Origin of the sequence: Brevibacillus parabrevis, assembly GCF_003710905.1 — a bacterium.
GTDB classification, from domain to species: domain Bacteria; phylum Bacillota; class Bacilli; order Brevibacillales; family Brevibacillaceae; genus Brevibacillus; species Brevibacillus parabrevis.
On sequence record NZ_RHHV01000029.1, the window covers coordinates 13,861 to 40,539 of the forward strand.

The window sequence follows — 26,679 nt, forward strand, 5'->3', positions numbered from 1 at the left end:
CAATTACCCTCTTAGCAATGACTTAATTTCCGCAAACACTACCTGGATATCTTGTTCCCCATTGATATCTCGCAGGAGTTCCTGTGCGGAGTAGTAGTCGATGAGTGGCTGAGTCTGCGCGATGTTGACGTCAAGACGTTGTGTTACCACTTCGATCTTGTCATCTTCACGCTGATACAGCTTACCACCATCTTTGTCACACACGCCAGCCTCTTTTGGAGGATTGAACATCGTGTGATAGCTAGCTCCACATACAGGGCAGATCCAGCGACCGGTCAGACGTTCAATCAATTGCTCGCGATGAACGTTGATATTAATCACATGATCAATTTCGCGTCCCAGCTCTTTTACGGTAGCTGTCAACGCTTCCGCCTGTGGAACTGTGCGCGGAAATCCATCCAACAGGAAACCCTTTGCGCAGTCTTCCATCGAGAGGCGCTCCCGCACAATTCCGATGACTACTTCATCGGGAACAAGCAAACCTTTATCCATAAAGGATTTGGCTTGCAGTCCGAGCGGCGTTTCGTTTTTAACCGCAGCCCGGAACATGTCGCCAGTCGAAATGTGCGGGATATCAAACTCTTTTACGATACGTTCTGCCTGTGTTCCTTTACCGGCACCAGGCAGCCCCATCAGAATTATATTCACGTCCATTCCCTCCGTCCCATAAAGAAAAGCTACAGAGGCTTTTCTGTAAACATCTAAGTCATTACTTGATAAACCCTTGGTAGTGGCGTTTGATCATCTGGCTTTCGATCTGCTTCATTGTATCAAGGGCTACCCCGATCACAATCAAGAGCGAAGTGCCGCCGATGTAAATCTGCTGCGGCAAGTTAGCCAGCTTACTGAAGAAGAATGGCAAGATAGCAATTGCCATCAAGAACAAAGCGCCAGCCAATGTAAGGCGGTTTAGTGTACGAGTAATGTAAACCTCAGTGTTTTTACCGGGTCGGATACCAGGAATGTAACCGCCATTTTTTCTCATGTTCTCTGCCATTTGCACAGGATTGATCTGAACAAATGTGTAGAAATAGGTGAACCCGAGAATCAAGATAGCGTACAACGTCATTCCCAACGGTTCATTGACTTGGAAGTTGCGATAGATCCAGTTGGCGAACCCTGTACCGGATGAATCCACCCAGAACTGTGCGATTGTCGAAGGGAACAGTACGAGCGAGACCGCAAAGATTACAGGAATAACACCCGCAGAGTTGATTTTCAGTGGAATGTGTGTGGATTGACCACCGTACATTTTACGTCCAACCACTCGCTTCGCGTATTGCACTGGAATTTTACGAATCCCTTGCTGCATAAAGATAACCCCGACGATAATAGCGAGGATCACCAGCAGAATGATCACAACTTTGACGATGCTGAAGAATACGTTTTGAGAAGGGTCAGCGAATTGCGTGGTGTAAATCGTCGTGATTCCGTGTGGAATGTTCGCGACGATACCAGCAACGATCAGGATCGAAATCCCGTTACCGATACCCTTTTCCGTAATCTGTTCCCCCATCCACATCATGAATGCGGTCCCAGCCGTCAGTGTCAACGCAATGAGTGCATAGCTGCCAACGGAAGTGTCCTTGAGCAAGCCAGGCGCCATATTATTAAAACCGATCGTCATACCAACAGACTGAATCAAGCCGAGGATGATCGTAGCGTAACGGGTAACAGTAGCAATCTTGCGACGGCCAACTTCCCCTTCGCGTGCCCATTGCGTCAGCTTAGGCACTACATCCATCGACATCAGCTGCATGATAATCGAGGCCGTAATGTATGGCATGATACCCATGGCAAAAATCGAGAAGTTTTGCAGTGCTCCACCAGAGAAGGTGTTCAACAAGCCCAACAAGTGGTTTGTGTTCTGCTGAAACAGCTCGACGTTTACGTTAGGAACGGGTACAAAGCTTCCGATCCGGAAGACGACCAACATCATGAGAGTAAAAAGGATCTTACGACGTAAGTCGCCAATCTTAAAAATGTTAGTTAAGGACGCTAACATTAGATCACCTCGGTTGTTCCACCGACTTGAGCGATCTTCTCAGCAGCAGCTCCGGAGAACTTGTGAGCTTTAACGGTCAGCTTCACAGTCAGTTCACCGTTAGCAAGAACCTTAACACCGTCGCGCAGCGCGCTGATAACACCTGTTTCTTTCAACAGTTCAGGCGTTACTACAGTACCCTCTTCGAAACGGTTCAGCGCGTCCAGGCTAACAATCGCAAATTCTTTGCGGCTGATGTTAGTGAAACCACGCTTAGGCAGACGACGGTACAATGGGTTTTGACCACCCTCGAAACCTGGGCGTACACCGCCACCGGAACGAGCGTTTTGACCTTTGTGACCTTTACCAGCAGTTTTGCCAGTACCGCTACCGATACCGCGACCGATGCGCTTACGAGTGTGACGGGATCCTTCTGCAGGTTGCAGTTCATGCAATTTCATACGTTGCACCTCCTAACTGATTGAGATGTTCAATTATGCTTCTACTTCTTTCACTTCAACCAAGTGCTTCACTTTGAAAACCATTCCACGAATTGCAGCGTTGTCTTCCTTCACTACAGTGGAGTTAATTTTGCGAAGACCAAGAGCTTTTACAGTATCTTGTTGGTCTACAGTGCGACCGATCAGGCTACGTTTGAGGGTGATTTGCAATTTTGCCATGTTCATTCCCTCCTTATTAACCCAACAACTCGTCAACAGTCTTACCGCGCAATTTCGCGACATCTTCCGCTGTTTTCAGGCGACCAAGGCCTTCCAGCGTAGCGTTGACCATGTTGATAGGATTGTTGGAACCAAGAGACTTACTCAAGATATCGCCTACACCAGCCAGTTCGAGTACGGCACGAACAGGTCCGCCGGCGATAACACCTGTACCAGGGGCAGCAGGTTTGATGAGAACTTTACCAGCACCGAATTGGCACATAACTTCGTGTGGAACAGTTGTTCCTCTCATCGGTACACGGATCAATTTTTTCTTAGCGTCGTCAATCGCTTTGCGAATGGCGTCTGGAACTTCTTGAGCTTTACCCATACCAGCACCTACGTGGCCGTTACGGTCTCCCACAACAACCAGGGCGCTGAAGCTCATACGACGTCCACCTTTAACCGTTTTAGCTACGCGGTTAACAGCGACTACTTTTTCTTCGAGCTCTAATTTGCTAGGGTCGATACGCATTCCTTACCCTCCTTGTTGTTAGAATTGCAGACCAGCTTCACGAGCTGCTTCTGCCAGTGCTTTAATACGTCCATGATAGATGTAACCACCGCGGTCAAAAATCACTTCAGTCGCACCTTTTTCTTGTGCACGCTTAGCGATCAGTGTGCCAACAGCTGTAGCAGCTTCCACGTTAGCGCCATTTTTCAGGCCCAGCTCTTTATCCAAAGAAGATGCAGATGCCAGTGTTACGCCAGTTGCATCATCAATCAGTTGAGCGTAGATGTGCTTAGAAGAACGGAATACGTTCAGACGTGGGCGAATGGCAGTACCAATCACACGTTTGCGGATACGCAGGTGACGTTTTTTCCGAGCTTTGTTTTTATCAGCTTTCGTAAACATTAAGCGGCCTCCTTTCTCATGAAGCTAGAAGCTTATTTACCTTTTTTACCTTCTTTACGACGAACCACTTCATCACTGTACTTAATACCTTTACCTTTGTAAGGCTCGGGTTTACGCAGCGAACGAATTTCAGCAGCAACTTGACCTACGCGCTCTTTGTTGATGCCTTTAACCACCAGAGTGGTTTGGTTTGGTACATCGATTTCGATACCCGCTTCTGGAGTAACTTCCACTGGGTGGGAGAAACCAAGAGAAAGAGTAACGCCGTTGCCAGTTTTGGCAGCACGGTAACCTACACCGACCAGTTCCAAGGTACGAGTGAAGCCTTCGGATACGCCTTTTACCATGTTGGCAACAAGCGCACGAGTTGTACCGTGCAGGGAACGGTGAAGTTTGTTATCGCTTGGACGCTCTACTACTACTTCGTTTTCAGCGATGTTGATTTTAATATCTTCATGGAAGTTACGAACGAGTTGACCCTTAGGGCCCTTTACCGTCAGCTCAGTTCCGTTCAGAGTGAGGGTAACGCCTGCAGGTACCACGATCGGTTTTCTACCGACACGAGACATGTGGTGCACCTCCTGTGCTTTTTACATTCTGTTGATTACCAAACGTATGCAAGAACTTCTCCACCAACATGAGCTTGACGAGCTTGCTTGTCAGTCATAACGCCAGTGGATGTAGAGATGATCGCGCAACCGAGGCCACCCAAAACCTTAGGTACTTCATTGTTTTTTGCATAAACACGAAGTCCTGGTTTGGAGATACGTTTCAGACCTGTGATGACGCGCTCGTTGTTCGCACCATATTTCAGGAATACGCGGATGATTCCTTGTTTGTTGTCTTCAACAAACTCCGCATCGCGGATGAAGCCTTCTTCTTTCAGAATGCGCGCGATTTCCTTCTTGATGGTGGACGCCGGGATTTCCACTTTCTCGTGGCGAACCATGTTGGCGTTACGAATACGTGTCAACATATCTGCGATTGGATCAGTCATAACCATGAGAGAAAACCTCCTTCCCGTTTCAAATTACCAGCTTGCTTTTTTCACGCCTGGAATTTGACCTTTATAAGCAAGTTCACGGAAGCAAATACGGCAGAGTTTGAATTTGCGCAATACGGAGTGAGGACGTCCGCAACGCTCGCAACGAGTGTACGCGCGTACTGCAAACTTCGGCTGCCGCTGTTGCTTGATGATCATAGATTTCTTTGCCACATTCTTCCCTCCTTACGAGTGGGTTTATTTACGGAATGGCATACCCATTTGAGTCAGCAACTCACGAGCTTCCTCATCCGTTTTCGCGGAAGTAACAATTACGATGTCCATACCGCGAACTTTGTCGATTTTATCGTACTCGATCTCAGGGAAGATCAGTTGTTCCTTCAGACCAAGTGTGTAGTTACCGCGACCGTCAAATGCCTTGGAAGAAATTCCACGGAAGTCACGAACACGCGGGAGAGATACGTTCATCAATTTGTCGAGGAAGTGGTACATACGCTCGCCGCGCAGGGTAACCTTCGCACCGATCGGCATACCTTCACGCAATTTGAAGCCAGCGATGGACTTCTTAGCGCGAGTTACTACAGGCTTTTGACCAGCGATAATTTGCAGGTCTTCAACCGCAGTATCCAAGGATTTAGCGTTGCCTACCGCTTCGCCAACACCCATATTGATGATGATCTTTTCTACTTTCGGCACTTGCATGATGGAAGTGTAGTTGAACTTGCTCATCAAACCAGGCACGATTTCGTTAGTGTACTTTTCTTTCAATCTTGTTGCCATCTAGGATATCCTCCTTTCCAACCTGACTACTTGTCGAGTACTTCGCCAGACTTTTTCGCATACCGTACTTTCTTACCGTTATCCAAAACTTTGTAACCGATGCGAGTAGCTTTTCCGGACTTCGGATCGATCAAAGATACGTTGGAAACGTGAATCGCTGCTTCTTGAGTCACAATGCCACCTTGCGGGTTAGCTTGGGACGGACGGCTGTGTTTCTTCACGAGGTTGATACCTTCAACCAGTACGCGTTCTTTCTTCGGATAAGCAGCGAGAACGCGACCTTTTTTGCCTTTATCTTTGCCCGCAATTACGATAACAGTGTCGCCTTTTTTAACGTGCATCGCTTGGTGCACCTCCTATCGAACAAACTGCCTGAGTTTTTCCGTTCAATTAGATAACCTCTGGAGCCAGAGAGATGATCTTCATGAAATCTTTGTCGCGGAGCTCACGAGCTACTGGTCCAAAGATACGAGTACCACGTGGGGACTTATCTTCTTTGATGACTACAGCTGCATTTTCATCAAAACGAATGTAAGAACCATCTTGACGACGAACGCCACTTACAGTACGAACTACAACTGCTTTAACTACTTGACCTTTCTTGACAACGCCGCCGGGTGTAGCGGATTTTACGGAGCACACGATAACATCACCGATGTTCGCCGTTTTGCGACCGGAACCACCCAGAACCTTGATGCACATGAGTTCCTTTGCACCGGAGTTGTCAGCAACAGCCAATCTCGTCTGAGTTTGGATCATTTACTGTTCCTCCTTTCGGATTTGATATCCGAAAATCTGACTTATACGATTACTGCCTCTTCGACGATACGTACCAAACGGAAACGTTTATCTTTGGACAAAGGACGAGTTTCCATCAATTCTACGATGTCGCCCACTTTTGCCGTGTTGTTCTCGTCGTGAGCCTTGAACTTTTTGGAGTATTTCACGCGTTTGCCGTACAACGGGTGTGTCTTGTAAGTTTCAACAAGCACAACAATGGTTTTATCCATTTTGTCGGAAACAACGCGACCTACAACGGATCGACGCATATTGCGTTCTGCGGTCATCGTTCAAACCTCCTTCCTTTAATTAGCCGATTCCCAATTCTCTCTGGCGCAGGATGGTTTTCGCACGAGCAATATCCTTACGCACTTGTTTAATGCGAGATGTGGTTTCGAGTTGACCCGTAGCCAACTGGAAACGAAGGTTGAACAACTCTTCTTTCAAAGAAGCGACGTTTTGTTCGATCTCGGCAGTGGTCAAATTACGGAACTCATTAGCCTTCATGTGCGTCACCACCCACTTCTTCACGCTTCACGAATTTGCACTTGATAGGCAGCTTGTGCATAGCAAGGCGCATAGCTTCGCGAGCGACTTCTTCAGGTACGCCAGCAAGTTCAAACATGATCTTGCCTGGCTTCACTACCGCTACCCATTTCTCAGGAGAACCTTTACCGGAACCCATCCGTACTTCGAGCGGTTTTTGTGTAATTGGCTTGTCAGGGAAGATTTTAATCCATACTTTACCGCCACGTTTGATGTAACGAGTCATCGCGATACGAGCAGCCTCGATCTGACGGTTAGTTACCCAAGATGGCTCCATTGCTTGCAATCCGTATTCACCGAACGCAACAGTAGTACCGCCTTTTGCGTTACCAGCCATTTTCCCGCGGTGTTGTTTACGGTGTTTCACGCGTTTTGGCGTCAACATGATTACTTGCCTCCTTCCTCAGTAGCGACGTTCTTTCTCGCTGGAAGGACTTCTCCACGATAGATCCATACTTTTACACCGATACGACCATAAGTGGTATGTGCTTCAGCAGTACCGTAGTCGATGTCAGCACGCAGCGTATGGAGCGGAACAGTACCTTCGCTGTAACCTTCAGAACGTGCGATGTCCGCGCCGCCAAGACGACCGCTTACCAAAGTTTTGATACCTTTTGCACCAGCGCGCAGCGTACGAGTGATCGATTGCTTTTGCGCACGGCGGAAGGAAATGCGGTTTTCCAGTTGACGTGCGATATTTTCAGCTACCAGAGTAGCATCCAGATCCGGACGTTTTACTTCGTTGATATTGATATGAACGCGTTTGCCAGTCAGATCAGTCAAGGATTTGCGCAGAGTTTCAACCTCAGCTCCACCTTTACCAATTACCATACCAGGCTTAGCGGTGTGAATCGTAACGTTCACGCGATTAGCTGCGCGTTCGATTTCGATAGTGGATACAGCAGCGTCTTTCAGACGCCCTTTTACAAACTTGCGGATTTTCAAGTCTTCGTGCAACAGAGTTGCGAAGTCCTTGTCAGCGTACCATTTGGACTCCCAGTCACGAATGACACCGATCCGAAGTCCTACCGGGCTTACCTTTTGACCCACACGTAATCCCTCCTTATTTCTCGTTTAGTACCACTGTGATGTGGCTTGTGCGTTTATGGATGCGGCTTGCGCGACCCATAGCGCGCGGACGGAAACGCTTCAACGTAGGACCTTGGTCTACGAAGATTTTGCTCACTACGAGGCTGTTTGGATCCATTTCGTAGTTGTGCTCAGCGTTTGCAATAGCCGACTTCAGGAGCTTTTCAACAACCGGAGAAGCTGCTTTTGGCGTGTGTTTCAGGATCGCCAACGCTTCACCTACTTGCTTGCCTCTGATCAAGTCAACAACCAGGCGGACTTTACGAGACGCGATGCGAATATTGCGAGCAACTGCTTTAGCTTCCATCTTTGTACCTCCTCTCTGTCAAGAGAAATTTAGCGCTTCTTGGATTTCTTGTCGTTGTCGACGTGACCCTTGAAGGTACGAGTTGGTGCGAATTCACCCAATTTATGACCAACCATGTCTTCCGATACGTATACTGGTACATGTTTGCGGCCATCGTATACTGCAAACGTGTGTCCTACGAACTCAGGGAAGATGGTGGAACGGCGAGACCAAGTTTTGATCACGCGTTTCTCGTTCTTTTCATTTTGCTCGTCAACTTTTTTCATCAAGTGGTCATCCACGAAAGGACCCTTTTTTAAGCTACGTCCCATTAGTGAACCTCCCTTCGCCAAAGGCGTTCGGTATTATATCAGCCTACCTTATTTCTTGCGGCGGCGGATGATGTATTGGTCGGACTTGTTCTTCTTCTTGCGAGTCTTGAGACCCAGGGTTGGTTTACCCCAAGGAGTAACAGGTGCTTTACGACCGATTGGAGCGCGACCTTCACCACCACCGTGCGGGTGATCGTTAGGGTTCATTACGCTACCGCGTACAGTTGGACGGATACCCAACCAGCGGGAACGTCCTGCTTTACCGATGTTCAGCAGTTCGTGATCCAGGTTACCTACTTGACCGATGGTAGCGCGGCATACGTTATGGATGCGGCGAGTTTCACCGGAAGACAGGCGAACGATTACGAACTCACCATCACGACCGAGCAGTTGAGCAGAAGCACCAGCTGCACGCACCAGTTGTCCACCTTTACCAGGTTTCAACTCGATGTTGTGGATGGTAGTACCTACCGGGATTTTCTCCAGTGGCAGCGCGTTACCGATTTTGATGTCGGCATCTGCTCCGGATACGATCTCGTCGCCCACTTTCAGGTTGTGTGGAGCGAGGATGTAACGTTTTTCACCGTCAACATAGTTGATCAGCGCGATGTTAGCGGAACGGTTTGGATCGTACTCGATAGTAGCTACGCGACCTACGATACCATCTTTGTTACGCTTGAAGTCGATAATACGGTATTTACGTTTATGACCGCCACCTTGATGACGAACGGTAATTCTACCTTGGTTGTTGCGACCAGCTTTTTTGCTGAGAGGCGCCAACAAGGATTTTTCGGGAGTCGATGTGGTGATCTCCTCGAAAGTAGAAACCGTCATTTGGCGACGACCAGGAGAAGTCGGTTTAAACTTTTTGATACCCATGTTATTACCCTCCTTTTCGGTAGTCGTCGAGGTTATACTCCCTCGTAGAAGGCCAATTCTTTGCTGTCATCAGTCAGCTTAACGATTGCTTTCTTCCACTCGGATGTGTAACCGGAGTATTTTCCGTAGCGTTTTGGTTTCGCAGGAACACGAACAGTGTTTACTGCTTCTACTTTTACGCCAAATACTTTTTCAACAGCTTGCTTGATTTCTGTTTTGTTAGCTTTGAGAGGTACTTCGAAAACGTACTTCTTCTCAGCCATCATGTCAGTGGTGCGCTCGGTAATGACAGGGCGTTTAAGGACATCATGAAGGCTCTTCATTATGCGAGCACCTCCTCTACTTTCGCAACCGCTTCTTTCGTCACGATTACTTTGTCATGCGCTACCAGATCCAGAACGTTAATGCCTGCAGCATCTACGAATTTGGCACCTGGGATGTTACGGGAAGAGAGAGCTACGTTTTGATCGTACTCGGAAGTCACGATCAGAACTTTGCGATCTGCTTTCAAGCTGTTCAGAACAGCTGTCATTTCCTTGGTTTTAGGAGCTGCGAAGTTCAGAGCTTCCAGAACCAGGAGTTCGTTGTTTTGTACTTTCGCGGACAGTGCGGATTTCAGAGCCAAACGGCGAACTTTACGGTTCAGTTTGTAACCGTATTTGCGCGGAGTTGGACCGAATACAACACCGCCACCTTTCCATTGCGGAGAGCGAATGGAACCTTGGCGTGCGCGACCTGTACCTTTTTGGCGCCATGGCTTGCGGCCACCACCACGTACTTCAGAGCGGTTCTTTACATCGTGTGTTCCTTGACGTTGGGATGCTTGTTGCATCACGATCGCATCGTACAGAACAGCGTTGTTAGGCTCAATCCCGAACACGCTATCTGCTAATTCGATTTCGCCAACTTGAGAACCAGTTTGGTTATAAAGAGCTACTTTCGGCATGTCAGTTCCTCCTTTCCTTAGTGTTTCTTGACTGCCGTCGATACGAGCACGCAGCTGTTTTTCGGACCAGGCACGGAGCCTTTAACGAGAATCAGGTTGCGAGCAGCATCTACTTTAACTACTTCCAGGTTTTGAATGGTTACGTTGTCGCCACCCATTTGACCTGGCAGGGTTTGACCTTTGAAAACGCGGTTTGGAGCGACAGCACCCATGGAACCAGGACCGCGATGGTAACGCGAACCGTGAGCCATAGGACCGCGGGATTGGTTGTGACGTTTGATCGCACCTTGGAAACCTTTACCCTTGGTTACGCCGGATACGTCAACGATTTCTCCCTCGGCAAAAATGTCTACTTTCAACTCTTGACCAACCTCGTAATCAGCGAGGTTAATTCCGCGAATTTCGCGAACGAAGCGCTTAGGAGCAGTGTTAGCTTTTGCTGCATGGCCTTTTTCCGGCTTGTTAGCGCGCTGTTCTTTTTTGTCTTCGAAGCCGATTTGGATCGCTTCGTAGCCGTCGTTCTCCACGTCTTTCTTTTGAAGAACCACGTTAGAACCTGCTTCGATAACCGTTACAGCGATCGCTGTTCCGTTTGGACCAAAAACTTGAGTCATTCCAAGTTTTTTCCCTAAGATTCCTTTGGTCATTTGTGCCACCTCCTGTGCTTATTTCAGTAAAACGTTTTTTATGTTGTATCAAGTCCCCATCGATGCGCAGGGGTGCCATTTTAAGGGTTTGTTGCTTGGTATAACACGCTTATCAAGACAACGTCTGCGCGTGTATCGCTTTTTGGGACCTTACAGTTTGATCTCGATATCTACACCAGACGGCAGATCCAGACGCATCAAAGCATCTACTGTTTGTGGTGTAGGGTTCAAGATGTCGATCAAACGCTTGTGAGTACGCATCTCGAATTGCTCACGAGAATCTTTGTACTTATGCACCGCACGCAGGATCGTATAAACTGCTTTCTCGGTAGGAAGCGGAATTGGACCGGATACGTTTGCACCGGAACGCTTCGCTGTGTCCACGATTTTCTCCGCGGATTGATCGAGGATTTTGTGATCATACGCCTTCAAACGAATACGAATCTTTTGCTTTGCCATTTTAGTCCCTCCTTTTTCGCCCATTTATTAAACAGACATTTCTCCGTGGAAATATCCTGCACCCCGGTCATGGCAAAGGGGCCGGGTGTGTCAGCAACCTCCCACATCATCGCAAGTCCATGACCAACATTCAATATTGTACTAAAAATATTTGGGCTACGCAAGTGATTTCTTAGTTTCCCGCACATTTTTTTGTACACGCGAGCCTACTGAAAGACTCACCTTGAACATCTTACTGATTTCTGAGCAGAAAGGCAAGCGGGATTCCCTGCCAACTCGCCACTGTTCTATCTATAATAGAAAGAACACGTTATACTTAAAGGGATTCGTCATTGCAAAGGAGGTTATTTGTATGTCTGAGACCATGCGCACTCCCTATGAGATGATCGGCGGGGCTGATACTTTGTCCCGTCTGGTTGATACATTTTACGACCTGGTTGCCCGGCACCCTGACCTTGCTCCGCTCTTCCCCGAAGATTTTACGGAAGTGAAAGAGCGCCAATATATGTTTCTTACCCAGTTTCTCGGTGGGCCTACCCTCTATTCAAATCGCCACGGACATCCGATGCTGCGTGCACGCCACATTCGTTTCCCCATTGGCCCTGTACAGGCAGAAGCCTGGTTGGCTTGCATGAAAACGGCGATGGACAAAACCGGACTTGAGGGCGAGATACGCGAGCAAATTTTTGAGCGTCTGCGTTTGACCGCTTATCATATGGTGAACAAGTGGGACCAAGAAGAAAAAGCGTAGGGATCTCCCTACGCTTTTGTTATTTTAGCCATCGTTTTTGCTGAGCTGGGCTTCGTCTTGACGAGATTTCTTGATCCGAGGTACACCCCGGCCACAATCATTAACAGCGCGAGCATGTGGACCAGCTTTAATTGTTCCCCCAGGAACAGCGCTGCAAAGAACAGGCTCGCCATTGGCATTCCGTTCAAGAACAAGGCAGTTCGGCTTGCTCCCAGCTGGCGAATGCCATAGTTCCAGCCTACCGAACCCAAAGCTGTAGAAAGCGCCCCGGAAATGAAGATCACCAGCCATTGGAACGCAGACACTTCAAGCGACAAGTAGTAGGATGCCGGTTGCAGCGTGAGAGCTGTCGCCCACAAAAACGCGATTCCGAACATTTGCGACAAGGCTGTGATCAGCAGCACAGGGACTCCCCGGACGACAAGCTTGCGAATCAATAAGCCGCCAGTGACGTACATCAGCATGGAGAAAAACATGATCGCATCTCCCCAGCCGTTCATATGGATTCCGCCATGTTGCGAAATGACGACAATCAACACTCCCGCAAACCCTACGCCAATGCCGAGTCCTTTTTGCCACGACATGTGTTCTCCGAGGAAAAGCATAGCCAGCAGAGCTGTTGCCAGTGGGTTCAATCCGAGGATCAGCGACGCATTGCCTGCTGTAGTCGTCTGCACGCCTGCTGCCAATGTGATCTGGTGCAACGCAATAGAGCTGGCCCCTACTCCGGCAATCAACAGCCAATCTGTTTTTTTCAACCGCAAGCTCGTTCTGTATTTATAAATGATTGGCGCCAAGCAAATTCCTGCGACCGTCATGCGAATAGCTGCTACATACAGCGGCGGAAACGACGTGAGATACTTTACCATTACCACGTTCAAGCCCCAAAGTATGACTACGCCAGCCAGCATGAAAAATAACAGCTTTTCATTGTTTTTCATTTCTCTATCCCCCATCCGCTGATCGTATTGTAGCACACGGTCATCTATTGGCTTATTGAATCATTTTGATGGGAGCCATGCAGAAAATCGATGAGAGTAAACAGGCAAAAAGAAAAACCCGACAACATATGCTGTCGGGTTTTTGTACGTATCAGTAAATCCTACGCGTCGATAGAAGCTACAACGCCAGCGCCTACTGTACGGCCACCTTCGCGGATCGCGAAGCGAGTACCTTGTTCCATCGCTACTGGAGCGATCAGTTCAACGGTGAACTCAGTGTTGTCGCCAGGCATGATCATTTCAACGCCTTCTGGCAGTTGGATGATACCTGTAACGTCAGTTGTACGGAAGTAGAATTGTGGACGGTAGTTAGCAAAGAAAGGAGTGTGACGTCCGCCCTCTTCTTTGGACAGAACGTAAACTTCTGCTTTGAACTTAGTGTAAGGCTTAACGGAACCTGGTTTCGCCAAGCATTGTCCACGCTCGATGTCTTTACGGTCTACACCGCGCAAGAGAGCACCGATGTTGTCACCAGCTTGAGCTTGATCCAGCAATTTGCGGAACATCTCAACACCAGTTACAGTGGAAGTTTTTGTTTCTTCAGCCAGACCGATGATCTCAACTGGGTCACCAACTTTAACGATACCGCGCTCTACACGACCAGTAGCAACTGTACCACGGCCAGTGATTGTGAACACGTCCTCAACTGGCATCAGGAAAGGCTTGTCAGTTGCGCGCTCAGGAGTTGGGATGTAGCTGTCAACAGCGTCCATCAGTTCAACGATTTTCTTAGCCCAGTCACCAGTTGGGTTGTCCAAAGCTTCTTTAGCAGAACCTTTGATTACTGGAGTGTCGTCACCTGGGAACTCGTATTGAGACAGCAGGTCACGGATTTCCATTTCAACCAGTTCGAGCAACTCTTCATCGTCTACCATGTCGCATTTGTTCATGAATACTACGATGTAAGGTACGCCTACTTGTTTGGAGAGCAGGATGTGCTCGCGAGTTTGTGGCATTGGGCCATCAGCTGCGGATACAACCAGGATAGCTCCGTCCATTTGAGCAGCACCAGTAATCATGTTTTTCACATAGTCCGCGTGACCAGGGCAGTCAACGTGTGCATAGTGACGGTTGTCAGTTTCGTACTCAACGTGTGCTGTGTTGATTGTGATACCGCGCTCTTTTTCTTCTGGAGCAGCGTCAATCGCAGCATAGTTCATTGCTTTTGCTTTACCTTGTGTTGCCAATACAGTAGTGATGGCAGCAGTCAGGGTAGTTTTACCGTGGTCAACGTGACCAATAGTACCGATGTTAACGTGTGGTTTATTACGCTCAAATTTTTCTTTTGCCATGAGAGCTAAAGCCTCCTTAAATGATAAGGGTTTTATAGGTAAGAAAGGTTTACCCTACCAAGGGTTGTACCTTAAATATTGTAAACCTTTCCTGATTCAAGATAAAGCGGAACCGTAAATTATTCGCCTTTAGATTTCTTAACGATTTCTTCAGCGATAAATTTAGGTACTTCTTCGTAGTGGTCGATCACCATGGAGTAAACGCCACGGCCTTGGGTACGGGAACGAAGAACTGTGGAGTATCCGAACATCTCGGACAGTGGTACCATTGCACGGATTACTTGTGCATTTGCACGAGCTTCCATACCTTCGATACGACCGCGGCGGGAGTTCAGGTCACCCATTACGTCGCCCATGTACTCTTCAGGCATTGTAACTTCTACTTTCATGATTGGCTCGAGCAATACAGCGCCACATTTTTTCGCAGCTTCTTTCAGAGCGAGAGAACCTGCTACTTTAAATGCCATCTCGGAGGAGTCGACATCATGGTAGCTACCGTCTACGATAGTAGCTTTGATATCAACCAGCGGGAAGCCGGCGATAACACCATTTTTCATCGCTTCTTCGATACCCGCTTGTACAGCAGGGATGTATTCGCGCGGTACCACACCACCGACGATTTTGTTTTCGAATTGGAAGCCTTGACCTGGTTCGAGAGGAGCGAACTCCACCCAAACGTGACCGTATTGACCACGACCACCGGACTGGCGAACGAATTTACCTTCCACTTTCGCTTCCTTCCGGAATGTTTCACGGTAAGCTACTTGTGGTGCACCTACGTTCGACTCGACTTTAAATTCGCGTTTCAGACGGTCAACAATGATCTCCAGGTGAAGCTCACCCATACCGGAGATGATCGTTTGACCAGTCTCTTCGTCTGTGCGGGTTCTGAACGTTGGATCCTCTTCAGCCAGTTTGGACAGGCCGATACCCATCTTGTCTTGGTCTGCTTTGGATTTTGGTTCGATCGCAACAGAGATAACTGGCTCTGGGAACTCCATAGACTCAAGGATTACTGGAGCCTTTTCATCACACAGAGTATCACCAGTTGTTGTATCTTTCAAACCTACAGCTGCAGCAATGTCACCAGAGTAAACGATTTGAATCTCTTCGCGGTGGTTTGCGTGCATTTGCAGGATACGACCTACACGCTCACGTTTACCTTTTGTGGAGTTCAGAACGTAAGAACCGGAGTTCAGTACGCCGGAGTAAACGCGGAAGAAAGTCAGACGGCCAACATACGGGTCAGTCATGATCTTGAAAGCAAGAGCAGAGAACGGACCGTTGTCGTCAGCTGGACGTTCAACTTCATCTTCAGTGTCAGGCAAAGTACCTTTGATTGCAGGAATGTCTACTGGAGATGGCAGATAACGAACAACGTTGTCCAGCATAGGCTGAACACCTTTGTTACGGTAAGAAGATCCGCACATTACAGGAGTCAGTTTGCACTCAACTGTACCTTTACGCAGAGCTGCGCGGATTTCGTCGTTGGTCAGCTCTTCGCCTTCCAAGTACTTCATCATGAGCTCTTCGTCTTGTTCCGCAGCTGCTTCAACCAGTGCAAGACGCAGCTCTTCGCATTTGTCTTTCAGGTCAGCTGGGATTTCGGTAGCGTCAGAAGTTTTGCCCAGGTCATCGGTATAGATGATTGCCTTCATTTCGATCAGGTCAACCATACCTTTGAATTGGTCTTCAGCACCGATTGGATATTGAACTGCTACAGGATTTGCACCCAGACGAGATTTGATCTGTCCCAAGCACATATCGAAGTTAGCACCCAAGATATCCATTTTGTTGATGTAGCACATACGCGGTACGCCGTAGCGGTCAGCTTGGCGCCATACGGTTTCGGTTTGCGGCTCAACGCCACCTTTTGCGTCAAAAACGGTTACAGCACCGTCAAGAACGCGCAGGGAGCGCTCAACTTCTACAGTGAAGTCTACGTGGCCTGGCGTGTCGATAATGTTGATACGATGGCCATCCCATTGAGCAGTAGTAGCAGCCGAAGTGATGGTGATACCGCGCTCTTGCTCTTGTTCCATCCAGTCCATGGTTGCTGCACCTTCGTGCACCTCACCAATTTTGTGAACGCGACCGGTGTAGAACAGAATACGCTCAGTCGTTGTCGTTTTACCAGCATCGATGTGAGCCATGATACCGATATTACGCGTATTCGGCAAAGAGAACTCGCGAGCCATTCAGGTATGCTCCTTCCATACTCGAGTTTTTGAATAAACGGGTATCCAAGACGGACACCCGATTCAATTTCCTACCAGCGATAGTGAGCAAACGCTTTGTTCGCTTCAGCCATCTTGTGCGTGTCTTCACGCTTTTTAACTGCTGCACCGGTGTTGTTAGCAGCGTCCATGATCTCGTTAGCCAGGCGTTGTTCCATGGTTTTCTCTCCACGGTTACGGGAGTAGTTAACCAACCAACGCAGACCAAGAGTGGTACGGCGCTCCGGTTTTACTTCGATCGGTACTTGGTAGTTAGCACCACCTACACGGCGAGCTTTAACTTCCAGTACAGGCATTACGTTTTTCAGTGCTTCTTCAAACACTTCCATCGGGTTGCGGCTTGTGCGCTCCTGAATGATGGTGAATGCGTTGTAGAGAATATTTTGCGCTACACCGCGTTTGCCATCCAACATCAGACGGTTAATCAAGCGAGTAACCAGCTTGCTGTTGTAAATAGGATCTGGCAACACGTCACGACGGGTTACAGGACCTTTACGAGGCATCGTATTCCCTCCTTCTTTTCGGTATAAATTCACGCCACTTCAAAGGCGCTTTTCTTATTTCTTTTTCGCTGCTGCAGCTGCTTGACCTGGTTTTGGACGTTTTGTACCGTATTTGGAACGACCTTGTTTACGGTTGTTTACGCCAGCAGTGTCAAGTGCACCACGAACGATATGGTAGCGTACCCCTGGCAAGTCTTTTACACGACCGCCGCGCACCAGCACGACGCTATGCTCTTGCAGGTTGTGGCCAATACCACCGATGTAAGCTGTTACCTCGATTCCGTTTGTCAAACGCACACGAGCGTATTTACGCAACGCGGAGTTCGGTTTTTTCGGAGTCATGGTACCTACACGAGTGCAAACACCACGTTTTTGAGGAGAGCTTTGGTTGGTTTGGCTTTTCTTGAAGCTGTTGTACCCTTTTTGCAAAGCTGGGGACTTAGACTTCACAACCTTGTCCTCGCGACCTTTACGCACCAATTGGTTAATTGTAGGCATGATGTTACCTCCCTTCTTAATACCCAATCTTCAAGACCACAGATCCAGGTGAGTCATTTTTAGGCCAAATAGAAAGTTCTTGTCCATCTTTTACGCATCGCGCAACAGACAAAAACATCGTTAACCACTTTTCTTAATCGCAGCGGTAGCCGCTCCCACTTCAATTCCGCACGCTTTGCCTAGACGGCGCATGGAATCTACATGAATGACTGGAACACCCTTCTCTTTGCAAAGGAGCTCGACTTTTTGGGTCAAACGTCTATCAGCATCAACCGCGATGTACACTGCTTCAACCTGCTGGTTTTCTACAGCTTTCATCGTTTGCTTAACACCGATCGTCAACTCCTTGGCCCGCTCTACTTTTTCATAAGACATGATTCTCATATCCTCCAAAGTACAGATATCAGGCACACTTGAATATAATATCAGCTGGGTTCGCTGTTGTCAACGCCCAACTCATATTTTTTATTCAGGAAGGCGCCCGCCAAAATCTGGCGGACGCCACCCCCACAATTACTCTACAGAAACCGCTTCTTGCTCAGCTTTGAGAGCTTCGAGTTCTGCTTCGTAATCAACCTGACTTGCTACTTTTACATTGCGATAGCGAGACATACCGGTACCTGCCGGAACAAGTTTCCCGATAATCACGTTTTCTTTCAGACCGAGCAGGCGATCCACTTTTCCTTTGATCGCTGCGTCTGTGAGAACGCGCGTTGTCTCCTGGAAGGAAGCCGCCGACAGGAAGGAGTCGGTTTCCAGGGATGCTTTTGTAATCCCCAAAAGAACCGGACGACCCACTGCTGGATTTTTGCCTTCGATGAGAACTTTTGCGTTCGCCTGCTCAAACTCAGGAACTTCCACATAGGAGCCTGGCAAGAGGTCTGTATCTCCGCTGTCGATGACGCGCAGCTTGCGGAGCATCTGACGGATCATAACCTCAACGTGCTTGTCGTTAATTTCTACACCCTGCATGCGGTAAACTTTTTGTACCTCTTGCAAAATGTAGTTGGAAACGCCGCGCATGCCGCGAACTTTGAGCATTTCTTTCGGGTCGACGGAACCTTCCGTGAGCTCGTCACCAGCGCTCAGCTTGACACCAACAGATACTTTGATGCGCGAGCCGTATGGAGCAGCGTACACTTTGTTTTCCGCTTCACCGCGAACTTCGATTTCACGACGGTCTTTACCTTCACGAATGTCGACAACTTCCCCGTCGATTTCAGAAATAACGGCTTGACCTTTCGGATTGCGCGCTTCGAACAACTCTTGAATACGCGGCAAACCTTGGGTAATATCGTCTCCCGCAACCCCACCGGTATGGAAGGTACGCATGGTCAGCTGGGTACCCGGCTCACCAATGGACTGAGCGGCAATAATACCAACCGCTTCCCCAACTTCCACTTCGGCTCCTGTTGCCAGGTTGCGTCCGTAGCAAAGTTTGCAGACACCATGGCTGGTGCGGCAAGCAAGTACGTTACGGATGTAGACACTTGTGATGCCCACTTTTTCGATATACTCGGCAACCTCTTCGGAAATTTCCTCGTTGCGGCCGATGATGACTTCTTTTGTTTCCGGGTGGCGGAGAGTCTCGAAGCATGTACGTCCAACCAGACGGTCAGACAGCTTCTCGATTTCTTCACGGCCATCCTTGATCGCTGTAACACGAATACCTTTATCTGTACCGCAATCTTTTTCGCGGACGATCACGTCTTGGGCAACGTCTACGAGACGACGGGTCAAGTAACCCGAGTCCGCAGTACGCAGCGCCGTATCGGCGAGACCTTTCCGCGCACCGTGCGTGGAGATAAAGTACTCCAATACAGTCAGACCTTCACGGAAGTTGGATTTGATCGGCAACTCGATGATTCGACCGGATGGGTTCGCCATCAGACCGCGCATACCAGCGAGCTGAGTGATCTGGGATACGTTACCGCGGGCACCGGAGTTCGCCATCATGAAGATCGCATTGAACTTATCCATGGACTTCATGAGTACCTCGGTTACCTCATCCTTGGCTTTGGACCAGATGGAGATAACGCGGTCATAACGCTCATCCTCAGTAATCAGACCACGGCGGAACTGCGTCATGACAGTTGCAACCTTTTGATCCGCTTCATCGAGAATGTCTTTCTTCTTGCCAGGTACGGCAATGTCCGCTACCGCGATTGTGATACCCGCTTTAGTGGAGTACGTGAAGCCAAGCTCTTTGATTCTGTCGAGAATCATGGAAGTTTTCATCGTGCCGAAGCGACGGAAGCACTCGGAAATGATCGTTCCCAGGAAGCCTTTTTTCACTGCACCCGGATCTGGCAGGTTGCGCACAAACTCGGTTACGTTGGTACCTTTGTCAAAAATAAAGTATTCGTCAGGAACCATGTTTTGCAGGTTCGATTTGGTCGGAACGTTGATGAACGGCAAATCTGGAGGGAAGATCTCGTTGAAGATCACTTTCCCTACTGTCGTTACGATGAGCGCGTTCTGTTGGCGTTCAGTAAAGCTGGTTTTGTTCAGGCGTCTCGCTGGCAAAACGATGCGCGTATGCAAGCTGATGAAGCCTTGCTGGTAAGCAGCGATCGCATCATGAGGATCGCGATAGATCGTACCCTCGCCTTTGTCGCCTTCACGTTCCAGTGTCAGATAGTAAGAACCAAGCACCATGTCCTGGGATGGCGTTACTACTGGTTTACCGTCTTTCGGGTTCAAGATGTTTTGCGCTGCCAGCATGAGGATACGGGCTTCTGCCTGCGCCTCTGCGGACAACGGAACGTGAACCGCCATTTGGTCACCGTCGAAGTCGGCGTTGTACGCTGTACAAACGAGCGGGTGCAAACGGATCGCACGGCCTTCAACCAATACTGGTTCGAAAGCCTGGATACCCAGACGGTGCAAGGTGGGGGCACGGTTCAGAAGCACCGGATGCTCGCGAATCACGTCTTCGAGAACGTCCCATACTTCAGGCTGAACGCGCTCTACCTTGCGTTTGGCGCTCTTGATGTTATGAGCGAGTCCTTTGGAAACGAGCTCTTTCATCACGAACGGTTTGAAGAGTTCCAATGCCATTTCTTTTGGCAAACCGCACTGGTACATCTTCAGATTAGGTCCTACAACGATAACGGAACGACCGGAGTAGTCAACGCGCTTACCGAGCAAGTTTTGGCGGAAACGTCCTTGTTTACCTTTCAGCATGTGGCTGAGAGATTTCAGCGGACGGTTACCTGGTCCAGTTACCGGACGGCCGCGACGACCGTTGTCGATAAGTGCGTCTACTGCTTCCTGCAGCATCCGTTTTTCGTTTTGTACGATAATGTCAGGAGCACCCAGTTCAAGCAGGCGCTTCAGACGGTTATTCCGGTTGATTACGCGACGGTACAGGTCATTCAAGTCGGAAGTGGCAAAACGTCCACCATCGAGTTGAACCATTGGGCGAAGCTCTGGCGGGATTACCGGCAGTACGTCCAGAACCATCCAATCCGGGTGGTTTCCGGAGTTGCGGAATGCCTCAAGCACTTCCAGACGTTTGATCGCACGGTTGCGACGTTGGCCTTGTGCTGTTTTCAGGTCTTCTTTCAACGTTTCCACATCTTTGTCCAGATCGATTTCCGCGAGCAGGCGTTTGATCGCCTCAGCTCCCATCATCGCTTGGAAAGAGTGGCCGTACTTCTCACGATAGTTGCGGTACTCTTTTTCCGAGAGCAGCTGCTTTTTATCGAGTGGTGTATCACCTGGATCAGTTACTACATAAGAAGCGAAGTAAATAACTTCTTCCAGGGAACGCGGGGACATGTCGAGCACCAAGCCCATGCGGCTTGGAATCCCTTTGAAATACCAGATGTGAGAAACTGGGGCAGCCAGTTCAATATGCCCCATGCGCTCACGCCGTACTTTGGCGCGGGTCACTTCCACGCCGCAACGGTCGCACACTACACCTTTATAACGTACACGCTTGTACTTACCGCAATGGCACTCCCAGTCTTTGGTCGGTCCAAAGATGCGTTCGCAGAACAAGCCGTCTTTTTCCGGTTTCAGTGTGCGGTAGTTGATCGTCTCTGGCTTTTTCACTTCCCCGAAAGACCACGAACGGATCTTATCGGGGGAAGCCAAGCCGATCTTCATATATTCGAAGTTGTTCACGTCTATCACAGGGCGTTACCTCCCTTTGTACCGGAATCTTACTCGTCGTTCAAGCTTCCACCTTCGAGAACGAGGTTCAGTTTTTCACCGTTGCCTTCATCCTCATCTTCCATTTCACGCATTTCAATCTCCTGCTCGTCGCCGGACAGGATTTTCACGTCCATACCCAAGCTTTGCAGTTCCTTGATCAGAACCTTGAACGATTCAGGAACACCTGGCTCTGGCACGTTTTCACCTTTGACAATCGCTTCGTACGTCTTCACGCGACCCACGACGTCATCCGACTTGACGGTGAGAATTTCCTGCAAGGTGTAGGCTGCACCGTAAGCTTCCAATGCCCAAACCTCCATCTCCCCGAAACGCTGTCCGCCGAATTGAGCTTTACCACCCAATGGCTGTTGAGTAACGAGAGAGTATGGACCGGTAGAACGGGCGTGAATCTTGTCATCTACCAAGTGAGCCAGTTTCAGCATGTATACGCATCCGACCGTTACACGACGATCGAACGGTTCACCTGTACGTCCATCGTACAAGATGGTTTTACCATCACGGTCGAGGCCAGCCTCTTCCAAAGTCTCGAATACTTCTGCCTGACGGGCACCGTCGAATACAGGTGTCGCCACATGGATGCCGAGAAGCTTCGCTGCCATACCCAAGTGAGTCTCCAATACCTGACCGATGTTCATACGGGAAGGTACGCCCAACGGGTTCAGTACGATTTCAACAGGAGAGCCGTCTGGGAGGAATGGCATATCCTCTTCTGGCATGATCCGGGCAATAACCCCTTTGTTACCATGTCGTCCGGCCATCTTGTCACCCACGGAGATTTTCCGTTTTTGGGCGATGTAGACACGAACCAGTTGATTCACGCCTGGAGGCAGCTCGTCGCCGTTCTCACGCGTAAATACTTTCACGTCTACGATAATACCGGAACCACCATGCGGTACGCGCAGGGATGTATCGCGAACTTCACGGGCTTTTTCCCCGAAAATGGCGTGCAAGAGGCGTTCTTCCGCAGTCAGCTCGGTAACCCCTTTTGGCGTTACTTTACCAACGAGAATGTCGCCGTCTTGAATCTCAGCGCCGACGCGGATAATACCGCGCTCATCCAGGTTTTTCAGAGCGTCTTCCCCGACGTTTGGAATATCGCGGGTGATCTCTTCTGGGCCCAGCTTGGTGTCGCGAGCTTCGGACTCGTATTCTTCAATATGGATCGACGTATAAACGTCATCCTTCACAAGCTTCTCACTCAGGAGAATCGCATCCTCGTAGTTGTAACCTTCCCACGTCATAAACGCGACGATTACGTTACGACCCAATGCCAATTCACCTTTTTCGGTGGAAGGACCGTCACCAATGATGTCGCCTTTTTCAATCCAGTCTCCGCGGCTTACGATCGGACGCTGGTTGATGCAGGTTCCCTGGTTGGAACGGATGAACTTGTGCATTTTGTATTTGTCGATATCGCCAGCAACTTTCTTGCCGTCGATTTCTTTATAGCGGCGAATCCAGATTTCGCGAGCCGTTACACGCTCAACTTGACCCGGATGCTTGGCAACGATCGCCACACCGGAGTCTTGCGCTGCTTTGTGCTCCATACCCGTACCGACGAACGGTGCTTGTGGAATCAAAAGCGGAACGGCCTGCCGCTGCATGTTTGAACCCATCAGCGCGCGGTTCGCGTCATCGTTCTCAAGGAACGGAATGAGCGCCGTCGCAACGGATACAACTTGCTTAGGCGATACGTCCATGAAGTCTACCTTGTCGCGAGGCACGCTCAAGATCTCGCCTTTACGACGGCAGATAACCATGTCGTTCACGAAGCGTCCATCATCATCGAGAGGCTGGTTCGCCTGCGCCACGTTGAAAACATCCTCTTCATCCGCAGTCAGATAGACGATGTCCCTCAGCACAAAGCCTGTTTCCGGGTCTACCTTGCGGCGTGGCGTTTCAATGAAGCCGTAGTCGTTAATGCGCGCAAAGGACGACAGCGAGTTGATCAAACCGATGTTTGGTCCCTCTGGCGTCTCAATTGGACACATACGGCCGTAGTGAGAGTGGTGAACGTCGCGCACTTCAAAGCCCGCGCGCTCACGCGTCAAACCACCAGGTCCGAGAGCGGACAGACGGCGTTTGTGCGTCAGCTCAGCCAATGGGTTGGTTTGGTCCATAAACTGAGACAGCTGGGAGCTTCCGAAGAACTCTTTCAGCGACGCAATAACAGGACGGATGTTAATCAGAGCCTGCGGCGTGATTTGGTTCTGATCCTGAATGGACATACGCTCGCGAACCACGCGCTCCATACGGGACAAACCGATACGGAACTGGTTCTGCAAAAGCTCACCCACGGAACGGAGACGACGGTTGCCCAAGTGGTCAATATCGTCAGTGGAACCAACGCCATGAAGCAGGTTCATGAAATAGTTGATCGCCGAAACGATATCCGCCGGCGTAATATGCTTGAAGGATTTATCCACATTTCCGTTTCCGATGACTTTGATGATCTTGCCATCTTCAATCGGAGAGAAAATATTAATGGATTGCAGATGAATCGTCTCTTCTTCCAAAACGCCGCCATGCGTACGAACATCAAGGAAACCAATGTTGGTTTCCAACGCAGGCACAATGCGATCCAGTACGCGGCGGTCAATCATTTGTCCCGCCTCGGCAAAAATTTCGCCGGTTTTGGTATCTACCAATGTTTCAGCCAAACGCTGGTTGTACAGACGGTTTTTCAGATGAAGCTTTTTGTTCATCTTGTAGCGACCTACAGAAGCCAGGTCGTAACGTTTTGGATCGAAGAAACGAGAGATCAAGAGGCTCTTCGCGTTTTCGACTGTTGGCGGCTCACCCGGACGAAGGCGCTCGTAAATCTCGATCAGCGCTTTTTCCGTAGAGTCGGTATTGTCTTTTTCCAGCGTGTTCTTGATGTACTCATCTTCACCCAGCAAGTTGAGAATCTCGATGTCGGAACCGAAGCCCAGTGCACGCAAAAGAACCGTTACCGGGATTTTTCGCGTACGGTCGATGCGGACATAAATTACGTCTTTCGCATCGGTCTCCAGCTCCAGCCACGCACCCCGGTTCGGGATTACCGTAGCTGTAAACGTCTGCTTGCCGTTTTTGTCCACTTTGGTGTTGTAATATACACTGGGGGAACGAACAAGCTGGCTGACGATTACGCGCTCAGCACCATTAATAATGAAGGTTCCCGTTTCGGTCATGAGCGGGAAATCCCCCATGAAGACTTCTTGTTCCTTCACTTCTCCCGTCTCTTTGTTCAACAAACGTACCTTCACACGCAGAGGCGCCGCATAGGTGACGTCACGTTCTTTCGACTCGTCAACATCGTACTTTGGCTCTCCCAAGCTGTAGTCGATAAACTCCAGCACGAGATTGCCAGTGAAGTCCTGGATTGGCGAAATGTCTTGGAACATCTCACGGAGCCCCTCATCAAGGAACCATTGGTAGGACTTTTGCTGAATCTCGATGAGATTTGGAAGGCCCAGCACTTCGTTAATACGTGAATACGTACGACGCTGGCGGTGTCGGCCACTTTGAATCACTTTACCTGCCAACTTATTCACCCCTCAGGTTGTGTTTTCACACATAGAAACTTGGCATTCGGCAATCTTGCAATTGCAGGCGAACACCTTAAAATAAAAATGGGTTAAAGCAGCATCAACCATTTTTAACCCAGAGAAACTCTATTTTAAAAGAATTCCCATGTTTTTACACAAACATTCCTCTTTCAGGAAAAAAGTAGAAACGCTTGACAAACAGGGAATTACTGAAAAATAGACATTTATCCCATATTGACATTTTATAATGCTACCACAATCAAATATTCACGTCAAGAAAAGTTTTCTAATGATTGTCGCTTGACTATTTGATTGCGCGAAAAATGGAGTAGCCCTTTTCCCGATCCACTTCTATCACTTCACGGTAGGTTTCTTGCAGCTTTTTCAATGCAGACGGGGCGCCTTGCTTTTTCTGAATGACTACCCACATCTCTCCACCTTCAACGAGCAGCTCATGTCCTTCAGTAAAAATGCGATGTACAATTTCTTTGCCCGCCCGAATCGGCGGATTGGTCAAAATGACGTCGTACTGCTCACCTTGCACGGCACTGTAAACATCACTGACCCGCACTTCGATATTTTTGATTCCGTTTCTTTCGGCATTCCGACGAGCCAGGTCAACCGCACGCTCGTTCACATCGATCATCGTCACTTTTCCCTGGTCAGCCAGCGTGGCAGCGGTCAAGCCAATCGGCCCGTAGCCGCACCCCACATCCAAAACCCGAGCGTGACTGCCGATCTCCATGTTTTCGATGAGCAATACACTGCCAAAATCAATCCGGTCCCGGGAAAAAACACCGGCGTCAGTGGTGAAGCGAAGCTCCCTCCCGCGAAGCACAAACGAAAATTGCTGTTCGTCATGCGCCGTTCCCGGTTGACTGGTGTAATAGTGATCTCCCACGTGTGATTCACCCTTCCTCATCGATTGAAAAAAAACTCGCCGTCCTCTTACAGAAAAACCCCCTGCCGCAGGCAAGGGGAATTTCTAAAGAAAGCTAACTTACTTCACTTCTACTTGTGCGCCAGCTTCTTCGAGTTTTGCTTTGAGAGCTTCTGCTTCGTCTTTGGAAACGCCCTCTTTGAGTGTTTTTGGAGCGTTGTCTACCAGGTCTTTTGCTTCTTTCAGACCCAGACCAGTCAGCTCGCGAACAACTTTAATAACGTTGATTTTGGAAGCTCCGCCGCTTACCAGGTTTACAGTGAACTCAGTTTGCTCAGCAGCAGCTTCAGCAGCGCCACCAGCAACTACAGCTACAGGAGCAGCAGCAGTTACACCGAATTCTTCTTCAATTGCTTTTACCAAGTCGTTCAGTTCGAGAACGGACATGCCTTTGATGGCTTCCAAGATTTGCTCTTTAGACATTTTGAAATCCTCCATT

General features: G+C 49.1%; 34 protein-coding genes. 1 reads left to right on the plus strand and 33 read right to left on the minus strand.

Going from position 1 to position 26,679, the window contains the following annotated elements:
* Positions 1–3: 3 nt before the first annotated feature.
* The 23 genes from EDM60_RS27460 to rpsJ all read right to left on the minus strand — a co-directional run bounded on the left by EDM60_RS27460 (position 4) and on the right by rpsJ (position 11,306).
* Positions 4–648: an adenylate kinase gene (locus EDM60_RS27460; protein ID WP_063231099.1), complete on the minus strand. Its 645-nt coding sequence runs from the start codon at positions 646–648 to the stop codon at positions 4–6.
* A gap of 61 nt (positions 649–709) precedes the next feature.
* Positions 710–2,005, minus strand: a complete 1,296-nt coding sequence (gene secY / locus EDM60_RS27465; RefSeq protein WP_122966799.1) for a preprotein translocase subunit SecY — start codon at positions 2,003–2,005, stop codon at positions 710–712.
* The gene (gene rplO, locus EDM60_RS27470) at positions 2,005–2,445 is read right to left on the minus strand and encodes a 50S ribosomal protein L15 (RefSeq protein WP_007716272.1); all 441 of its coding nucleotides are present in this window, start codon (positions 2,443–2,445) and stop codon (positions 2,005–2,007) included. Before rplO ends, secY begins: the two co-directional genes overlap by 1 nt.
* A gap of 33 nt (positions 2,446–2,478) precedes the next feature.
* Positions 2,479–2,664, minus strand: coding sequence for a 50S ribosomal protein L30 (gene rpmD, locus EDM60_RS27475; RefSeq protein ID WP_007716270.1), 186 nt, complete (start codon positions 2,662–2,664; stop codon positions 2,479–2,481).
* A gap of 16 nt (positions 2,665–2,680) precedes the next feature.
* Complete coding sequence (rpsE, locus tag EDM60_RS27480) at positions 2,681–3,178, minus strand: 30S ribosomal protein S5 (protein WP_047074695.1); 498 nt, start codon at positions 3,176–3,178, stop codon at positions 2,681–2,683.
* A gap of 18 nt (positions 3,179–3,196) precedes the next feature.
* The gene (rplR, locus tag EDM60_RS27485) at positions 3,197–3,559 is read right to left on the minus strand and encodes a 50S ribosomal protein L18 (RefSeq protein ID WP_063231101.1); all 363 of its coding nucleotides are present in this window, start codon (positions 3,557–3,559) and stop codon (positions 3,197–3,199) included.
* 32 nt (positions 3,560–3,591) lie between these two features.
* Complete coding sequence (rplF, locus tag EDM60_RS27490; protein WP_063231102.1) at positions 3,592–4,128, minus strand: 50S ribosomal protein L6; 537 nt, start codon at positions 4,126–4,128, stop codon at positions 3,592–3,594.
* 35 nt (positions 4,129–4,163) lie between these two features.
* Complete coding sequence (rpsH, locus tag EDM60_RS27495; protein WP_047074701.1) at positions 4,164–4,562, minus strand: 30S ribosomal protein S8; 399 nt, start codon at positions 4,560–4,562, stop codon at positions 4,164–4,166.
* Positions 4,563–4,589: 27 nt separating this feature from the next.
* On the minus strand, positions 4,590–4,775 hold the full coding sequence (locus EDM60_RS27500; RefSeq protein WP_005828830.1) for a type Z 30S ribosomal protein S14: 186 nt from the start codon (positions 4,773–4,775) through the stop codon (positions 4,590–4,592).
* Positions 4,776–4,799: 24 nt separating this feature from the next.
* Positions 4,800–5,342 carry a 50S ribosomal protein L5 gene (gene rplE, locus EDM60_RS27505; RefSeq protein ID WP_063231103.1) on the minus strand — a complete coding sequence of 181 codons (543 nt, stop codon included), beginning with the start codon at positions 5,340–5,342 and terminating at the stop codon, positions 4,800–4,802.
* A gap of 26 nt (positions 5,343–5,368) precedes the next feature.
* The gene (gene rplX, locus EDM60_RS27510) at positions 5,369–5,683 is read right to left on the minus strand and encodes a 50S ribosomal protein L24 (protein WP_005828833.1); all 315 of its coding nucleotides are present in this window, start codon (positions 5,681–5,683) and stop codon (positions 5,369–5,371) included.
* Between the two features lie 49 nt (positions 5,684–5,732).
* Positions 5,733–6,101, minus strand: a complete 369-nt coding sequence (rplN, locus tag EDM60_RS27515; protein ID WP_005828835.1) for a 50S ribosomal protein L14 — start codon at positions 6,099–6,101, stop codon at positions 5,733–5,735.
* 41 nt (positions 6,102–6,142) lie between these two features.
* Positions 6,143–6,409, minus strand: a complete 267-nt coding sequence (rpsQ, locus tag EDM60_RS27520; RefSeq protein WP_005828837.1) for a 30S ribosomal protein S17 — start codon at positions 6,407–6,409, stop codon at positions 6,143–6,145.
* A gap of 22 nt (positions 6,410–6,431) precedes the next feature.
* Positions 6,432–6,629, minus strand: a complete 198-nt coding sequence (gene rpmC, locus EDM60_RS27525) for a 50S ribosomal protein L29 (protein ID WP_005828838.1) — start codon at positions 6,627–6,629, stop codon at positions 6,432–6,434.
* On the minus strand, positions 6,619–7,053 hold the full coding sequence (rplP, locus tag EDM60_RS27530) for a 50S ribosomal protein L16 (protein WP_063231104.1): 435 nt from the start codon (positions 7,051–7,053) through the stop codon (positions 6,619–6,621). The genes rpmC and rplP overlap by 11 nt, the downstream gene beginning before the upstream one ends.
* Before the next feature lie 2 nt (positions 7,054–7,055).
* Positions 7,056–7,718 carry a 30S ribosomal protein S3 gene (gene rpsC, locus EDM60_RS27535; protein WP_063231105.1) on the minus strand — a complete coding sequence of 221 codons (663 nt, stop codon included), beginning with the start codon at positions 7,716–7,718 and terminating at the stop codon, positions 7,056–7,058.
* Positions 7,719–7,731: 13 nt separating this feature from the next.
* Positions 7,732–8,064 (minus strand): 50S ribosomal protein L22, encoded by a 333-nt coding sequence (rplV, locus tag EDM60_RS27540; protein ID WP_063231106.1) that lies wholly within the window; start codon positions 8,062–8,064, stop codon positions 7,732–7,734.
* 29 nt (positions 8,065–8,093) lie between these two features.
* On the minus strand, positions 8,094–8,375 hold the full coding sequence (rpsS, locus tag EDM60_RS27545) for a 30S ribosomal protein S19 (RefSeq protein WP_005828846.1): 282 nt from the start codon (positions 8,373–8,375) through the stop codon (positions 8,094–8,096).
* A gap of 48 nt (positions 8,376–8,423) precedes the next feature.
* On the minus strand, positions 8,424–9,254 hold the full coding sequence (gene rplB, locus EDM60_RS27550) for a 50S ribosomal protein L2 (RefSeq protein WP_063231107.1): 831 nt from the start codon (positions 9,252–9,254) through the stop codon (positions 8,424–8,426).
* 32 nt (positions 9,255–9,286) lie between these two features.
* Complete coding sequence (rplW, locus tag EDM60_RS27555; RefSeq protein WP_007716243.1) at positions 9,287–9,577, minus strand: 50S ribosomal protein L23; 291 nt, start codon at positions 9,575–9,577, stop codon at positions 9,287–9,289.
* Positions 9,577–10,200, minus strand: coding sequence for a 50S ribosomal protein L4 (gene rplD / locus EDM60_RS27560; RefSeq protein WP_063231108.1), 624 nt, complete (start codon positions 10,198–10,200; stop codon positions 9,577–9,579). The genes rplW and rplD overlap by 1 nt, the downstream gene beginning before the upstream one ends.
* A 17-nt stretch (positions 10,201–10,217) precedes the next feature.
* Positions 10,218–10,847 (minus strand): 50S ribosomal protein L3, encoded by a 630-nt coding sequence (gene rplC, locus EDM60_RS27565; RefSeq protein WP_122966800.1) that lies wholly within the window; start codon positions 10,845–10,847, stop codon positions 10,218–10,220.
* Between the two features lie 150 nt (positions 10,848–10,997).
* Positions 10,998–11,306 carry a 30S ribosomal protein S10 gene (gene rpsJ, locus EDM60_RS27570; protein ID WP_005828858.1) on the minus strand — a complete coding sequence of 103 codons (309 nt, stop codon included), beginning with the start codon at positions 11,304–11,306 and terminating at the stop codon, positions 10,998–11,000.
* A gap of 352 nt (positions 11,307–11,658) precedes the next feature.
* Between rpsJ and EDM60_RS27580 the strand changes: the two genes are divergently transcribed.
* Complete coding sequence (locus tag EDM60_RS27580; RefSeq protein ID WP_122966802.1) at positions 11,659–12,057, plus strand: globin domain-containing protein; 399 nt, start codon at positions 11,659–11,661, stop codon at positions 12,055–12,057.
* 8 nt (positions 12,058–12,065) lie between these two features.
* Here the strand turns inward: EDM60_RS27580 and EDM60_RS27585 are convergent, their stop codons facing one another.
* The 10 genes from EDM60_RS27585 to rplL all read right to left on the minus strand — a co-directional run bounded on the left by EDM60_RS27585 (position 12,066) and on the right by rplL (position 26,663).
* On the minus strand, positions 12,066–12,998 hold the full coding sequence (locus EDM60_RS27585; protein ID WP_122966803.1) for a DMT family transporter: 933 nt from the start codon (positions 12,996–12,998) through the stop codon (positions 12,066–12,068).
* Between the two features lie 161 nt (positions 12,999–13,159).
* A complete protein-coding gene (gene tuf, locus EDM60_RS27590; RefSeq protein WP_122966804.1) occupies positions 13,160–14,350 on the minus strand; it encodes an elongation factor Tu in 1,191 nt (396 codons plus the stop codon).
* Between the two features lie 119 nt (positions 14,351–14,469).
* Positions 14,470–16,548: an elongation factor G gene (gene fusA, locus EDM60_RS27595; protein WP_122966805.1), complete on the minus strand. Its 2,079-nt coding sequence runs from the start codon at positions 16,546–16,548 to the stop codon at positions 14,470–14,472.
* 71 nt (positions 16,549–16,619) lie between these two features.
* Positions 16,620–17,090: a 30S ribosomal protein S7 gene (rpsG, locus tag EDM60_RS27600; RefSeq protein ID WP_063231114.1), complete on the minus strand. Its 471-nt coding sequence runs from the start codon at positions 17,088–17,090 to the stop codon at positions 16,620–16,622.
* A 54-nt stretch (positions 17,091–17,144) separates the two neighbouring features.
* Entirely contained in the window at positions 17,145–17,588 is a 444-nt protein-coding gene (gene rpsL, locus EDM60_RS27605; protein WP_005828873.1) for a 30S ribosomal protein S12, read from the minus strand.
* Between the two features lie 120 nt (positions 17,589–17,708).
* Positions 17,709–17,963, minus strand: coding sequence for a 50S ribosomal protein L7ae-like protein (locus EDM60_RS27610; protein ID WP_122966806.1), 255 nt, complete (start codon positions 17,961–17,963; stop codon positions 17,709–17,711).
* A gap of 138 nt (positions 17,964–18,101) precedes the next feature.
* On the minus strand, positions 18,102–21,728 hold the full coding sequence (gene rpoC / locus EDM60_RS27615; RefSeq protein WP_063231116.1) for a DNA-directed RNA polymerase subunit beta': 3,627 nt from the start codon (positions 21,726–21,728) through the stop codon (positions 18,102–18,104).
* Positions 21,729–21,757: 29 nt separating this feature from the next.
* Positions 21,758–25,297 carry a DNA-directed RNA polymerase subunit beta gene (rpoB, locus tag EDM60_RS27620; protein WP_122966807.1) on the minus strand — a complete coding sequence of 1,180 codons (3,540 nt, stop codon included), beginning with the start codon at positions 25,295–25,297 and terminating at the stop codon, positions 21,758–21,760.
* A gap of 307 nt (positions 25,298–25,604) precedes the next feature.
* Entirely contained in the window at positions 25,605–26,201 is a 597-nt protein-coding gene (locus EDM60_RS27625; RefSeq protein ID WP_122966808.1) for a class I SAM-dependent methyltransferase, read from the minus strand.
* Positions 26,202–26,300: 99 nt separating this feature from the next.
* Positions 26,301–26,663, minus strand: coding sequence for a 50S ribosomal protein L7/L12 (rplL, locus tag EDM60_RS27630; protein WP_063231119.1), 363 nt, complete (start codon positions 26,661–26,663; stop codon positions 26,301–26,303).
* Positions 26,664–26,679 lie beyond the last annotated feature (16 nt).

What these genes read in the sequence shown, in the direction of transcription:
- rplO (WP_007716272.1), bottom strand. Translation starts at nt 2,445, where the DNA reads ATGAAATTGCATGAACTGCAACCTGCAGAAGGATCCCGTCACACTCGT.
- EDM60_RS27610 (WP_122966806.1), bottom strand. Translation starts at nt 17,963, where the DNA reads ATGTCTTATGAAAAAGTAGAGCGGGCCAAGGAGTTGACGATCGGTGTT.
- rplR (WP_063231101.1), bottom strand. Translation starts at nt 3,559, where the DNA reads ATGTTTACGAAAGCTGATAAAAACAAAGCTCGGAAAAAACGTCACCTG.
- rplV (WP_063231106.1), bottom strand. Translation starts at nt 8,064, where the DNA reads ATGGAAGCTAAAGCAGTTGCTCGCAATATTCGCATCGCGTCTCGTAAA.
- rpmC (WP_005828838.1), bottom strand. Translation starts at nt 6,629, where the DNA reads ATGAAGGCTAATGAGTTCCGTAATTTGACCACTGCCGAGATCGAACAA.
- fusA (WP_122966805.1), bottom strand. Translation starts at nt 16,548, where the DNA reads ATGGCTCGCGAGTTCTCTTTGCCGAATACGCGTAATATCGGTATCATG.
- rplF (WP_063231102.1), bottom strand. Translation starts at nt 4,128, where the DNA reads ATGTCTCGTGTCGGTAGAAAACCGATCGTGGTACCTGCAGGCGTTACC.
- rplW (WP_007716243.1), bottom strand. Translation starts at nt 9,577, where the DNA reads ATGAAGAGCCTTCATGATGTCCTTAAACGCCCTGTCATTACCGAGCGC.
- EDM60_RS27585 (WP_122966803.1), bottom strand. Translation starts at nt 12,998, where the DNA reads ATGAAAAACAATGAAAAGCTGTTATTTTTCATGCTGGCTGGCGTAGTC.
- rplC (WP_122966800.1), bottom strand. Translation starts at nt 10,847, where the DNA reads ATGACCAAAGGAATCTTAGGGAAAAAACTTGGAATGACTCAAGTTTTT.
- rplD (WP_063231108.1), bottom strand. Translation starts at nt 10,200, where the DNA reads ATGCCGAAAGTAGCTCTTTATAACCAAACTGGTTCTCAAGTTGGCGAA.
- secY (WP_122966799.1), bottom strand. Translation starts at nt 2,005, where the DNA reads ATGTTAGCGTCCTTAACTAACATTTTTAAGATTGGCGACTTACGTCGT.
- tuf (WP_122966804.1), bottom strand. Translation starts at nt 14,350, where the DNA reads ATGGCAAAAGAAAAATTTGAGCGTAATAAACCACACGTTAACATCGGT.
- rpsE (WP_047074695.1), bottom strand. Translation starts at nt 3,178, where the DNA reads ATGCGTATCGACCCTAGCAAATTAGAGCTCGAAGAAAAAGTAGTCGCT.
- rpsS (WP_005828846.1), bottom strand. Translation starts at nt 8,375, where the DNA reads ATGGGACGTAGCTTAAAAAAGGGTCCTTTCGTGGATGACCACTTGATG.
- rplL (WP_063231119.1), bottom strand. Translation starts at nt 26,663, where the DNA reads ATGTCTAAAGAGCAAATCTTGGAAGCCATCAAAGGCATGTCCGTTCTC.
- EDM60_RS27580 (WP_122966802.1), top strand. Translation starts at nt 11,659, where the DNA reads ATGTCTGAGACCATGCGCACTCCCTATGAGATGATCGGCGGGGCTGAT.
- rpsJ (WP_005828858.1), bottom strand. Translation starts at nt 11,306, where the DNA reads ATGGCAAAGCAAAAGATTCGTATTCGTTTGAAGGCGTATGATCACAAA.
- rplE (WP_063231103.1), bottom strand. Translation starts at nt 5,342, where the DNA reads ATGGCAACAAGATTGAAAGAAAAGTACACTAACGAAATCGTGCCTGGT.
- rpsQ (WP_005828837.1), bottom strand. Translation starts at nt 6,409, where the DNA reads ATGACCGCAGAACGCAATATGCGTCGATCCGTTGTAGGTCGCGTTGTT.
- rplP (WP_063231104.1), bottom strand. Translation starts at nt 7,053, where the DNA reads ATGTTGACGCCAAAACGCGTGAAACACCGTAAACAACACCGCGGGAAA.
- rpsG (WP_063231114.1), bottom strand. Translation starts at nt 17,090, where the DNA reads ATGCCTCGTAAAGGTCCTGTAACCCGTCGTGACGTGTTGCCAGATCCT.
- rpmD (WP_007716270.1), bottom strand. Translation starts at nt 2,664, where the DNA reads ATGGCAAAATTGCAAATCACCCTCAAACGTAGCCTGATCGGTCGCACT.
- rpsH (WP_047074701.1), bottom strand. Translation starts at nt 4,562, where the DNA reads ATGGTTATGACTGATCCAATCGCAGATATGTTGACACGTATTCGTAAC.
- rplN (WP_005828835.1), bottom strand. Translation starts at nt 6,101, where the DNA reads ATGATCCAAACTCAGACGAGATTGGCTGTTGCTGACAACTCCGGTGCA.
- rplB (WP_063231107.1), bottom strand. Translation starts at nt 9,254, where the DNA reads ATGGGTATCAAAAAGTTTAAACCGACTTCTCCTGGTCGTCGCCAAATG.
- rpsL (WP_005828873.1), bottom strand. Translation starts at nt 17,588, where the DNA reads ATGCCTACAATTAACCAATTGGTGCGTAAAGGTCGCGAGGACAAGGTT.
- rplX (WP_005828833.1), bottom strand. Translation starts at nt 5,683, where the DNA reads ATGCACGTTAAAAAAGGCGACACTGTTATCGTAATTGCGGGCAAAGAT.